General features: G+C 34.2%; 11 protein-coding genes and 1 pseudogene. 1 reads left to right on the top strand and 11 read right to left on the bottom strand.

From position 1 onward, the window contains the following. Positions 1-154: 154 nt before the first annotated feature. The 7 genes and pseudogenes from AC4D4B_RS18855 to AC4D4B_RS18825 form a co-directional block, all read right to left on the bottom strand. The gene (locus tag AC4D4B_RS18855; protein ID WP_491000793.1) at positions 155-748 is read right to left on the bottom strand and encodes a DUF2441 domain-containing protein; all 594 of its coding nucleotides are present in this window, start codon (positions 746-748) and stop codon (positions 155-157) included. A 289-nt stretch (positions 749-1,037) separates the two neighbouring features. After that, on the bottom strand, positions 1,038-1,880 hold the full coding sequence (locus AC4D4B_RS18850; protein WP_491000791.1) for a CPBP family glutamic-type intramembrane protease: 843 nt from the start codon (positions 1,878-1,880) through the stop codon (positions 1,038-1,040). A 299-nt stretch (positions 1,881-2,179) separates the two neighbouring features. Beyond that, the gene (locus tag AC4D4B_RS18845) at positions 2,180-2,422 is read right to left on the bottom strand and encodes a hypothetical protein (protein WP_491000790.1); all 243 of its coding nucleotides are present in this window, start codon (positions 2,420-2,422) and stop codon (positions 2,180-2,182) included. A gap of 159 nt (positions 2,423-2,581) precedes the next feature. Further along, complete coding sequence (locus AC4D4B_RS18840; protein ID WP_491000789.1) at positions 2,582-3,100, bottom strand: NUDIX hydrolase; 519 nt, start codon at positions 3,098-3,100, stop codon at positions 2,582-2,584. 292 nt (positions 3,101-3,392) lie between these two features. Continuing rightward, positions 3,393-3,601, bottom strand: a pseudogene (locus AC4D4B_RS18835) (helix-turn-helix domain-containing protein). Positions 3,602-3,656: 55 nt separating this feature from the next. Next, entirely contained in the window at positions 3,657-4,460 is an 804-nt protein-coding gene (locus AC4D4B_RS18830) for a hypothetical protein (RefSeq protein ID WP_491000788.1), read from the bottom strand. Between the two features lie 266 nt (positions 4,461-4,726). Continuing rightward, on the bottom strand, positions 4,727-4,996 hold the full coding sequence (locus AC4D4B_RS18825) for a YesK family protein (RefSeq protein ID WP_491000787.1): 270 nt from the start codon (positions 4,994-4,996) through the stop codon (positions 4,727-4,729). A 267-nt stretch (positions 4,997-5,263) separates the two neighbouring features. Between AC4D4B_RS18825 and AC4D4B_RS18820 the strand changes: the two genes are divergently transcribed. Continuing rightward, a complete protein-coding gene (locus AC4D4B_RS18820) occupies positions 5,264-6,913 on the top strand; it encodes a DUF2339 domain-containing protein (protein ID WP_490996310.1) in 1,650 nt (549 codons plus the stop codon). A gap of 79 nt (positions 6,914-6,992) precedes the next feature. On the opposite strand, the gene AC4D4B_RS18815 is transcribed toward AC4D4B_RS18820, so the two are convergent. The 4 genes from AC4D4B_RS18815 to AC4D4B_RS18800 form a co-directional block, all read right to left on the bottom strand. Then, the gene (locus tag AC4D4B_RS18815) at positions 6,993-7,313 is read right to left on the bottom strand and encodes an iron-sulfur cluster biosynthesis family protein (protein ID WP_491000786.1); all 321 of its coding nucleotides are present in this window, start codon (positions 7,311-7,313) and stop codon (positions 6,993-6,995) included. 145 nt (positions 7,314-7,458) lie between these two features. Beyond that, positions 7,459-7,671, bottom strand: coding sequence for a hypothetical protein (locus AC4D4B_RS18810; RefSeq protein WP_490996308.1), 213 nt, complete (start codon positions 7,669-7,671; stop codon positions 7,459-7,461). A 241-nt stretch (positions 7,672-7,912) separates the two neighbouring features. After that, positions 7,913-8,251, bottom strand: coding sequence for a YolD-like family protein (locus AC4D4B_RS18805; RefSeq protein WP_490996307.1), 339 nt, complete (start codon positions 8,249-8,251; stop codon positions 7,913-7,915). A 28-nt stretch (positions 8,252-8,279) separates the two neighbouring features. Further along, complete coding sequence (locus tag AC4D4B_RS18800; protein WP_491000785.1) at positions 8,280-9,539, bottom strand: Y-family DNA polymerase; 1,260 nt, start codon at positions 9,537-9,539, stop codon at positions 8,280-8,282. Between the last annotated feature and the right edge of the window lie 343 nt (positions 9,540-9,882).

The raw sequence follows: 9,882 nt of genomic DNA, 5'->3' as shown, positions 1-9,882 counted from the left end.
TGATAGATTAAATTCAAATGAAAAAAGTTCAACCAGAAAGTTCTGGCTGAACTATATAATACGAACCTGCCCCTTTAGCAGCATAAGATATGACCATCAATTTGATATCCTTGATTTGAGAGAAAATTCCCCCGATCTTCTCTTGCTATATCTACTAAACTACGTAGTCGTGTATAATTTCCACAACTTCAATTTTTCCGTTAATCAGTAGTTCAGGAAGCTCATTTTTTACATTACCTTTCCAATATTCTCTGGCTTGTTCAATTTTTCTAGAAAAAGAAACTCCATCAGCTTTTGGTAAAAGGTCTCCATCACCCTCAAAATAATTTCCTATTACTCGTAGTTTTACAATCTGAATAACTTTTCGATTGTAAGTATCAAATAATTCTTTCCACTTCAGAGCTTCATCATAGCTTTTCGCTGCGTATAAGCAAGATAATCTTGACGGATATTCAGGATATTCTTGCAGCCTAACCAGCTCTGTTATTACTTCTCTGATAGCTCTAATTGTTTGATCCGTATAATCTGCAACTATCTTGGCATCCTCTTTATCCAAGTGCAGTCCATCATTTGAGAAATGATTGTATAAAGTTTGGAAAATGTCTTCGTCTTTAGAATTAAATATTTCTCTTTCAAAAAAGAAACGATATAAGGTATTTTTTTGGTTCCCATCAAAGTTAATGATCTGTCCGATATTCATTTCTTTATTAGTAACAATGTGATAAGCATAAAACTCCGTCCCCTTCATACTTCTGCCTCCAGTTAAACTATATAAGTTGGCTATATAATGAAAACCATCCTTCAAATCCACTAAGAATAGTTGTTTAAATGTTCTAAAACCTGTTACGTTACTACTAGAATAGTTCAACAAAAAGGACATTAATCCTTCTTCCGCTAACCTGCCCTGTTTCTACAATAAGAAATTCAACAGAAAAAGGCATTAATCCTTCTTGGATCAATGCCTCTGTTTGTTTAAGTACAATACTTCTACAAACTAAATTATATATAATTCTTAACTAGAAATAGCAGTTTAGTTATTATAACCTATTTTTTCTTTTATCCATTAGTAGTAAAAGTGACAGCACCACTACACTAAATACCACTATAAACAAAAATGACAAGTATAGAGCCATGAATCCACCAAATGTCTCATCGAACATTAAAAGAGCGACGTCTTTGTCGTACATACCTCCCATGGATATATATCTAGTCACTTCAAGATAAACAACATGGAAGATTATACTCATCCATATTGTTCCTGTATATCTTCTATATAACTGTAGGGCAATCCCAAATGTGAAGAGCAATATAATATAATCTATAGTTATTGTAAATGGCTCACTAAAGAATATTGACTCCAATGCCATCACCGTAACTGGAACACAAATGAAGATTAACGGCTGTAAAACTAACGAGATGATGAAGCGAAATTTCTTATGCAATTCTTCAAAGATTAGTCCACGGATAAAGACTTCTTCTGGAAATGCTTCATACATAAATGCTGTCACTGTATTGACTAAAATGGAAATTATAACACTTGTTGTCAGGTTCACGCTGACATTTTCAATTCCACCAAATAAATAAGCTGTTATAATTCCTGTTATGACTAATATAAACGGCAATGCGATTCCAACGATTAATCTAGATGTTGAATTTACACCCTTAAAGCCAATATTTTTAATCAAGTCCGGTTTTTGTCTTTTAAATATATAAAGTACTATAAGCGTTAACCCAGTAAAGATTACTCCTTGTAGAAGCATGCTTATTTGTCGATCCATACCTTGAGTTTCCATCAAATATTGCCCGACATTACCTGAAACAAAGAGAAATAATGACAAGAGTAAAAAGTATAAAAGCAACCGACTAATACTAAATTTCATAGAATTCAATTGAATGCCCCTTTTTAATAATGATGTATTACTATAAGCTATGTATTAACCAAGCTCTATATTTACAGTTTCTTAATGTTAGTGACTCAAATCAAGCTTTCTATGAATATCTAATTTTAGAAATGATTCAGTAAAAGCTTATTCAACTACCCTACCCCTTTTCTCCAATAAGGATTTAAATAAAATAAAAGCCTTCTTACCAATAGCTAATATCTATATCTCCGATTGAAGAAAAAAATCACATAAAGGCTTATATATTTTTTGTGCAGACATACGAATTAATAATTCTCTTACAGAAATCTTGTTAACCGTGTATGTTTGAATAATAAATTCAAACATATTATAGTCTGATAGTTCTCTTCCGGTTTTAAATTAACCTTTGGAAACTGTCTATTCATTAACTCATAAATGACTACTGCTTTAGCAGGTTGTGATTTTATCACAGAGATATTTGGTATAAATGTTAAAAGGAAATCGATTTCATCTTCACTTAATTCCTCTTGCTCTAACCATTCTGTTACTGTTAGATTCATATGGTCTACCCCTATATCGTAATTAGTTAGATATATCCTTAAGATAACTATGTCCTTTTATGGATTTCCTACTTCCGCTAACCTGACCCTTACCTTTCTTAAGGATCTCAACAAAAAAGCTGTATATGGAGGAATGTGTTGATTCCTTGCATGTTTTATTTAAAAACGAATAGAGCCATAATGCTTTCGACTCTCAAAAAGGAATGCAATAATACTTTCATAATAAGGTATAAATTTTTTTAGTTCGATTAGCTTTAAGACTTCCTCCCTTGAAGCCCATCTTACTGCTTGCACCTCATCAGTCTGTAACGTCAATTCATTCAAATCTAAGTCATATTCAATTAAATAATAATCATCAAATCCACGTTCAAAGTTAATTGTAAATTGTGGACGTATCTTTTCAAAGTAATAACGAATACCCAACTCCTCGAATAACTCTCTTGAAGCAGCCTGCTGACTTGTATCTCCTGCAACAGCACTACCGCCACAAGTGATATCCCAAAGATTCGACCAACCTTGCTTATAAGACTGACGTTGTTGAATGAGCATTTCTCCATTGGAATTAAATATACAAATGTGTACAACTAAATGAAACTCATCTGGTGTCATTTCTTCTCCACGAGTTATTTGTTTGCCTATTTTATTACGATGTTTATCATATAAATCCCATTTTTCCATCGCTAAGCTCCTTAATGTATTTTTGCAACGAGATTCTAGAATTTTGCAATATTATCCTGATTGTTGATCCAAAATAAACTATACTCTTCAACTAACCTGCCCATGCACTTCCATAAGAAATTCAACACTATAAGGCATTAATCCTTCATGGATCAACACCTCATAAGTTTTAATATAATTAATTATGAAACAGAAATGTTGTACATATAATCAAATAATCCACAAAGAAAAAAGCTGTCTAAATGACAGCCCTGATTTTAGGTTTTCCATCCGTTAATTTTAGTACATTAATTCACTCATTTAACAACTCTGTATCTTCTTGACTGTATTCTATAATATCACCAGGCTGACAATCTAAAGCACTGCAAATTGCTTCTAACGTTAAAAACCTGATAGCTTTTGCTTTCCCATTTTTTAATATAGAAAGATTAGCATCGTGATACCGACTTTTACGTTATAAATAGGTTCATTTTTGTACTTCACAACAGACCTGTTAAGGATAACCTCTACATATAATAAAAACCGCCTATACATTAGGCGGTTTAATGCTTTATCATCAATAATTTTTCCCTAATTCCTTAAATATTCCAATCTTAAGCTTCACTTTTCCATTGTCATTTTCATACACATCTAACACAAACATTTTATAATCGCCGTAATTCTCATCAAAGAAATCTCTTGCGCTTTTTGGCATATAACAAATTTCTTCATAGTCTATTTCTAACGTGTCTTTGTCCTTTTCAAAATCATAGCCCGTATTCACTTCATTACCTACGTTATAAATCTCTGTAGTAGCAAATTCATCCTTATGAGTGACAGTGAAAGTTTTAAGGGGTTTACTGTCCTTATAATAGTCCCATTCTGTTCGATCAGCTTCATTACAATACTTGCATTTTCTGTAGCCCATTTTTTCTGCTTCATCTGTTGTTATTGCTTTCCATCCTTTAAAATTTTCTTGATATTCAGCAGGCCAATTTTTAAAACAATTAACGTGTGTATGATACGTTTTCCCGCCGTCAGATAACAAGCAAAGATGGGTGTCATTAAGTGTTAAGTTAAGGTTATATTCCTTAGTTGTTCCATCTGAAAATGTAACGGTAACGGTTTCTTTTTCTAACTTTTCATTCGGGCTTGATTGTTCAACAGATTCAATAGGTTCAACCGGAGCTTGCTCTTGTTTTAAAATTTCAGCGTGCTGTGCAGTCTCATTTTTTGGTGGCATAACGGTCTGTATAGGTTCTTGTTTTATTGGTTCAGCCTCACGCGTCGTTTGTTGATCTCGATTTACTGGGCTTTCTTTTTGACGCTTAAAATATAGATACGCCGCCAAGCCCAAAATCAAAAGTAAAATACCAAGCATTTATCACATCTCCTCAAATATAATTACCATTTCGGTACATACTCGCACTGAAAATTTGTCCATGTTGAAAAAGCAATTCTATTATTTAGATTCTCCTTTGATATCCTATCTTATGAGTTCTTTTATTAAGCCCTGTTTGTTTGATACTTCGTTGATCTTTACCAATCCAATTATATGCCCATTATAAAAAGGCATTGACCTTCTTGGATCAATGCCCTGTTTGTTTAAATACATTTATTCTCAACATCTAACAATTTAATCATTGTTTACAAGAATACATCCTTTTTTTTGCCTATAGAAGACATAGCAAAGATAAATGGTGTAAAAAATAAAAGAGTAATTGCAAGTATTCCGTATGCAGCACCTTCAAAACCTCTTACTTGAAAGCTAATGATAAAAATAACAACAGAAGTTATTAGGGATAATAAAGGTGGGATTTTTACATAAGAGCTTTGATATTTCTTAAGAAAATAAGTTATAGCAATAAGGATAAGGCCACTAATTACACCTAAACCAACCGGGACAAAGACTAACATAATAAACCTCCTATAAATTTCCATTTAAAGATAATTAATATTAACACAATAATCTGAATACTTAAAGTTGTTTTTTCCATACTCTTTGACCTATTTAGTGAAAAAGGGAAAATTTAAATAAACACATTAGAATACGAAACGTAATAACATACACCTCCTTTTAGCATATGTTTACAGCAAAGAGACTGGTATAATAAGGAAGGTGAAATGTTGAAAAATCTGAATTTCGGGGTGTGTAAATAAATAAACAGAGAAGAGGTGGAATGGTTGGACGATAAAATTTATGATTTATCCAAACGAATAAGATATATGGAAGAAGAGTTAGTGGAGTTAAAAAAAGAGTTAAGGATCATACATAATGAAGTTAATCTTAATGTGGAAAACAAAAGTGAAAAGGTTGAGATAAAAAGAAATTACAAAAATCCTGAAATAAAACCAGAAAAAGAATTAATTAGCTTTGAAGCGATGATTTCAACTTGGTTACCCAGAATATTTATATTCGTGTTTATTTTAGGTGTTATTTGGGCTTTTATGGCAGCATCTGAAAACGGATGGATTAATCCCGTGGTTCGCGTAATAGTTGGTTTCTTATTAGCTGGATTCTTATATATGATTGGAGAAAGGCAATATAAAAAGGCGAAGAATACGTTAGGCATCGTATTGTTAGGCGGAAGTATAATTGTTTATCTTATATCTGTCTTCTCCGGTAATGTTTTGTACCACATTATCCCATTCTATGCGACTGTATGTTTATTAGCGCTCGGAATCTATATAGGAGTTTATCTATCAAGAAAATACAAATCTCAATCCTTGCTTACCATTATAGGAGTAGGTGCTTATTTTTACCCTTTCCTATTTGCAGGAGACAAAGGGAATGAATATGTATTTTATGCATACGAAACTGCTGTATTTATAGGATTAATACTAGAATCTCTTAGAGGGCAATATAAAATCACTTGGAATGTAGCAAACTATGCATTTATGTTCACTGTATTATTTTTTGGAATAGTAGGCAGTGGGGAAATTTCAATCTTAACGTTCCTAACGATCGCTATTCAGCATTTCTTTATTATTTATTTAACATTTAGAACAACCAACATATTTGATAAAAATATGTATATTCCAGCTATCACGATCGGTTCATTATTCATGCTCTTAATCGGAGTTGATGTGTTTGATCAAACACCAAGCTACCAATACACGTTCTATTCCATAATGGCCATCATATATTCTTTGCTTAGTTACGTAAAAAATAAAAATCACACTGAACTGAAAAACATTTTCTTTGTTACTTCGATGTTCTACTTATTTATACTGCTAAACGATATAATGATTGATCCATCATCAAAATTAATCTTATTTACGCTGCAAGCCATATTGGTTTATTATTTTGCTCAAATAAGGAAGAGTATTTTAGGGACAATAGCTAGCGTAATACTGCTATTTTCCGTATTAGTACAATTATTCGACAAGCCAGGAAATATGCTATCACTAGAAACTGTTGTTGCATGGATGATCATAATCAGCTTCTTCTTTGTTCTCTATATAAAAGAAGCAATCACAAAAATCTTCGACAGAAATATAATGAAATCCACCTTACCCTATATAATAGAAGTATTGCTGATCGTCTTTATAAGCAAAATGACATACTATTTCACAGACGGTTCTTCTCTAATGATGATGAATACCAGCTTATCATTATCCTGGATCATTATCGTTGGAGTAACATACGGATTATTTAGTTACTTCAAGGAAAAGGTTTGGAAAAACATCGGCTTACTATTCTTGTTTATTACGCTATTAAAAGTTACTTTCTACGATCTATCTGGTATAGATGTAGTTTGGAAGGCGATATTATTTATCATACTTGGCGTAATTGGGCTGCTTATTTCTAAGGTGTTTTATACAAAAAAATGAGTGGGATTTCCCTTTGCTTTCGTTAAAAAAAAGGTTTAGTCAAAATTTCTGACTGAACCTTTTATGCTCATAATCGAGCCTATTGAATGATGACATTCATCATTGGGTTTAAATACTGATTAGGACTTTTCAGCTGATAGCTATTTGTACTGCTGGAATAATCAATAATAAGCTTTTCATCCAAAAAGATTTCATGATATTTATTTAACCATACAGGATAGGCGTTGGTTTCCCATTCTACTTCCTGAGAAGTAGTTTCTTTAACAAAATATAAATTGGTTACACCGCTTACTACACAGCCACAGCCGTCTGTTTCATACTTCAAGCAAAAAACGCCTTCTTGGTCTGTCAGCTTGTCTTTTACCTTTTCTAACGCTGCGTCTGTCCATGTAATTTCCATTGTTGTCCACCATGCTTTCTCTCTATTTATCTCATAGGTTCCCGTTTTCACTCAACCGGCAAACCTCTTAATAAGCTAAATTCATAATAAAAAAAAGCAGCATTCAATGAATACTGCCTCTATGTTTTAAAAATGAACGTTCAGTTTAATGAACTGCTCTCGTATGTTTTTGTATTAAACTTTGTAAAGCCGCCACTGCTTCATCGCCAGTATACGTACCTTTATAGCTGAAACCGTTTTCTTCGCAATATTTCTGCCCTAATGCTACAGCATCTTCTTTAGTCATTTCTTTTTTTAATTCTCCTATAACCATTCCATAAGGCGCTTGATAAATCGTGCTGTATTTTTCTTTTTCCATTTTCTTTTACCCCTTTTGTTTTGATATCCCATGGCAAAGTTATCAGAACCGAAATCGATGTTAAAATTTATTATCTGTATATTTCTCACTTCTAGGTCTATATACATAGTAAACTTTTTGTGGTAATTTGTCTAATATTTGCGTTTTCATTTACTCAATATTGGGTAATAGGGTTTATTTAGGAAGAAAAAGAAGAGCCATAACCAACATATGCACAACCTTATAGCGAATTGCTTGGCCATCAATCTTTCAATTGTACATCCACAATTTCCTGATAAAATACAAAACAAGCATCTCCATCCTCATCAACGAGATGAAGCTTTTGAGCCTGTTCATTGCAATAATGTATGCTTCCTTCCACCGTCCCGTACCGGCGACTGGCTGTACGGTAATAGCGGATCGCCACCGGCTTATTATATTCCAAGGCCTCCATAATTATCGTGTTCATCGCTTCCACTTGCTGTTCATCAAGCTCATTCCTTGTTTCATAGCTGTCCTCATGTGCCCATTCTCTAAGCATTGTTACATGCTCCGGCAGCATCATTGATGTCCATTTCATTTTTCCGCGATCTCGAATCATTCCCTGTAGCCTCCATTTCACTTGTCTGTTATGCTCTATGTCCTCCGACCAAAGTACTGCGATGCTTGGCCGTTCCTGCCTCTGTATACGATACGGCACGTAAAATCGCATTGGATCCAAATTTTTTACGCATTCGATCCATCACAAAGCCAAGCTCACGTTTGCGCCAGCTATCCTGGTCAAATAGACTGATTTGCATCTCTCGATCGGGGATAACATTCGAAAGTGTAATAGAAATTTTCCTAACTGTTTTGCCTGTATAAAACCGTTCAAACAAGGTTAAGCACATTTCATAAATATCCATCGTAATATTGGTCGGTGTTTCTCTTGTCATAGAGCGATGAAATCCACCTCCAAATTCATCCTGGCTATAATAAATCCCCAAGCTGACGGTTCTGCCCGCCATCCCGCTTGCACGTGTTCTTCTTGCTACTTCCTCACTTATTTCCAGAATGACATGCTTGATTTCCTCAGGCTTTTTATAATCACGCAGTAAAACCTGACCTTTTCCAAAGCTGATTTGCCCTTCCATAATCGGAGCACCGATATCCGATAAATCAACACCCCAGGCATGGTGGTACAATTGATTGCCCATAATGCCAAACTTCTTTTCAAGCGTCTCCAAATCATAACGCGCCAATTGACCGATTGAAAAAATCCCCATTCCATTCAGCTTCTTTTCCATCGGCTTTCCAATTCCCCACATTTCGCTCAAGGGGGATAAGGGCCATAATTTTTCTGGTACATCCTCATAGGTCCATTGGGAGATTCCTTTTTTCTTGGCCTCCAAATCAAGACACAGCTTAGCAAGCAGCATATTCGGACCGATCCCAATCGCGCATGGAAGCTGGAATTCCCGATCGATTTCATCCTGGATTTTTTCAGCAATTTCTACGATATCTCCCCATAGACGAGTCGTCCCATCCACCTTTAAGAAGCTTTCATCTACACTGTACGTATGAATCGCACTTTTAGGTACATATCGATTGAATAAACGGCTGATTTCAGTAGAGATACGCAGGTACGTAGCCATATTAGGATTAACCTTTATAATGCGCGGATCATCCGGAATCTCAAACAATCTAGAGCCTGTCTTAATGCCAAACTCTTTCTTCATTTTGGGAGATGAAGCCAGCACCACACTGCCGCTCCGTTCCGTATCACTCACCACAGCCAAATAACATTCAAGCGGATCCAGTCCCATCATCACTGCTGAACAGCTGGCAAAAAAACTTTTCATATCCACGCACATAACATAATGATGCGGTAAAGTACTGTAATCAATCATGTTAAAAACCTTCTTTTAAATAGAATGTATGTTCGTCTTTATTATATTCTTAATGATAAGCGAATATACGTTCGTGTTCAATGGAAAATTATTTACAATTTATGTATAAGAGCATGCAAGCGTGCAAATACTTTAAGACAACGGACATAGTTCACCATAAAAATTTACGAAAACGTTTTAAAGACAGTCGCCAAATGCATTCATCTACTATTATTTTCACTTTTCACCTTTTCAATTCGCTCATAAATAAGTAAATTCGAGCAATTATTTTGAGTTTCGCTCAATTATTACGAAAATCGCTCAATTATATGGAATTCCGCTCAATTAATATCAATTTCCGCTC

It is taken from the genome of Pradoshia sp. Z6_59 (assembly GCF_058267515.1).
The sequence above is the reverse complement of the archived record's forward strand: the minus strand, read 5'-3'. Positions and strand labels throughout refer to the sequence as shown.